Genomic DNA, 1662 nt, shown 5'->3' with positions numbered 1-1662 from the left:
ATAAATAAATTCTATAGCTAAACTCCAAAGAAAAATTTCATTTTAAATTGTTTTTATCAACTTCGCGGGAACCCCCCCAATAAGAGAGTTTGGTGGGAACGACTTGGTAACAACTGAACCTGCAGCAATAACACTTCCGCCACCAATATTAACTCCAGCAAGAATAGTGACATTGCAGCCAATCCAAACATCATTATCAATCTTGATATTATCGCGCTTTACCCCTTGATCTTTTATTTTTATTTTTCGATCGGAATAATTGTGGTTCTCGGAGATAATAGTTAGATGAGGTCCAATAATAACATCATCACCGATCTCAATATACCCAGAACATCCAATATAAGAGTTAATACCAATCGCAGTACGATTTCCTAAAACCAATCCTTCCCCTCTATCTCCGCCATAATAACTGGATGGTCTAATACTTGTGCCCGAACCAATAGTACAAGACCTACCAATTTTTATCCCTTTGATTGCCTCTGTTTGAATTATTACATTAGATTCAATTTTGGTAAACTTACCAACATTAATATTCCTATAGGGGCCAATTATTTTAACATTTCTTGATGCAAATATAGGGAAAGCAATTCTATTCAAGGAGAATATAGAAAAAAAGAATCCTCTAACTGTCATAAATAAAACACGTAACAACACTCTAAAATTAACTGATTCGTTATTGTATGATAACGAAGAGAATACTTTACTTATTTTCATACTCATTCCACGCCTGTATATTATTTTAGTCTATAGCATGAACAGTTCATGATATTGCTTGCGTATTTTTTCCCATGTATATTTATCCTTGGCGATATCAAGCATATGATTATTATCACCAAAATACTGTTCAGAATTTATTATTTTAGATAATGCTTGTTCATTTTCGAAGTAAACTGCTTTATGCTCGGTAGTTTCTCTATTGTAACTACAATCAAAACATATTATAGATTTACCAAAATGCATCATTTCAACTAATGAGGGATTGGTACCACCAGCAGAATGTCCATGTATATAACATGAACAAAATGCACGCAACTCTGCTAATTTGGCGGTATCGTATATGGGATCTAGCATCTGTATATTGCTGTATTTCTTATATTCCTCGCGCAAATCCATACCATATTTGCTATTATTCCAATTCCCAACTATTATTAACTTCTTCCGAACCAAACTAAATGCTTTTAATATCATCGATATATTATTTTCAGGTTCAATTCTGCATACTGTAAATGCGTAATCTTTATCCACCGAAACAATATCAGCATTAACTGCATGATCACCACCATAAGCAATAACTTTACTCTCACAACCATATTCAGTTTTGACATAATCAGCGATAGCTTTATTATCTGAAATAACAACGTCAGAATACTTAACAGCTAACTCTTCTGATTTTTTTAAAAAGGACTTAGCAAAAGAGTTCCATTTATCTCGACGCCATTCTAATCCATCTATATTCGTAATGATTTTAGCTTTACTAATTTTACGGATAACAGGTTAAAAGAGACATCCAGATACACCTAAAACTAGAATTACATCAGCTTTTTTCAGTACAGCACACATCATTGAATACATATCATAAGCAACACTCTGTATACCATTTGCATTTAAGGGAACATATGTTAGCTTTGCATTTTTATAATTAGTGATTTTTCTATTTTTGTA

2 protein-coding genes and 1 pseudogene are annotated in these 1662 nt (G+C 32.7%); all 3 read right to left on the bottom strand.

Going from position 1 to position 1662, the window contains the following annotated elements:
* Positions 1-42 precede the first annotated feature (42 nt).
* Positions 43-714, bottom strand: a complete 672-nt coding sequence (locus tag IM273_RS21800) for a DapH/DapD/GlmU-related protein (protein WP_193031608.1) — start codon at positions 712-714, stop codon at positions 43-45.
* A gap of 30 nt (positions 715-744) precedes the next feature.
* Complete coding sequence (locus tag IM273_RS22665) at positions 745-1245, bottom strand: glycosyltransferase (protein WP_370551854.1); 501 nt, start codon at positions 1243-1245, stop codon at positions 745-747.
* Between the two features lie 39 nt (positions 1246-1284).
* Positions 1285-1461, bottom strand: a pseudogene (locus IM273_RS22765) (DUF1972 domain-containing protein); the annotation flags it as partial.
* Positions 1462-1662: the final 201 nt, after the last annotated feature.

This window comes from Enterobacter cloacae complex sp. P13B, assembly GCF_014895915.1.
Lineage (GTDB): Bacteria > Pseudomonadota > Gammaproteobacteria > Enterobacterales > Enterobacteriaceae > Enterobacter > Enterobacter bugandensis.
The sequence above is the reverse complement of the archived record's forward strand: the minus strand, read 5'-3'. Positions and strand labels throughout refer to the sequence as shown.

What these genes read in the sequence shown, in the direction of transcription:
- IM273_RS21800 (WP_193031608.1), bottom strand. Translation starts at nt 714, where the DNA reads ATGAAAATAAGTAAAGTATTCTCTTCGTTATCATACAATAACGAATCA.